Source organism: Anaerostipes stercorihominis (genome assembly GCF_057535655.1).
In genome coordinates, this window is sequence record NZ_BAAJCL010000038.1 from 1 (window position 1) to 527 (window position 527).

1 protein-coding gene is annotated in these 527 nt (G+C 43.6%); it reads right to left on the reverse strand.

The features are described 5' to 3' along the window. On the reverse strand, positions 1 to 527 hold a 527-nt coding region (locus AC27EF_RS13600; RefSeq protein WP_487111301.1), incomplete at both ends, for a transposase.

A 527-nucleotide genomic window follows, 5' to 3' on the forward strand; every position in this document is an offset into this window, starting at 1 on the left:
GTATTCCTTGTCGCATCTTACAAGAGAGAATGCTGCTTCACACAGATAGTACTTTAAAAATCGGTTGCCAGATGGGATGAGCCGTGTAACTTCGGCTTCGAAACCACCGGACTGGTGCTGCTTCCAAGCAAGTCCTGCATATTTAGCAAGAGCAGCCTGACTGTTAAAACGATTGATATCACCGATTTCAGCCATGATTCCGGCAGAATAAACAGGTCCGATACCCGGAATGGATATCAATACATTTGGCAGGAGTTCCATCTGAGCTTTAATAGCTTTATCGAATTCTTTGATCTGAGATTCCAATGCCTTCATGGAGGTTATGGATATAGAAAGCACCTGATTGACAGAATCATTCACCGTCTTAGGTAAACGGTAAGAACTGCGGGCAGCTTTCTGTATGGCTTTGGCTACTGCGTCAGGATCGGGAAAACGATTCTTTCCTTTTTCAATGATGAAGTCAGTAAGCTCATGTAAGTCCATATTTGCCAGTGCTTCTGCGGATTCAAATTCATCGTAGACAGCAA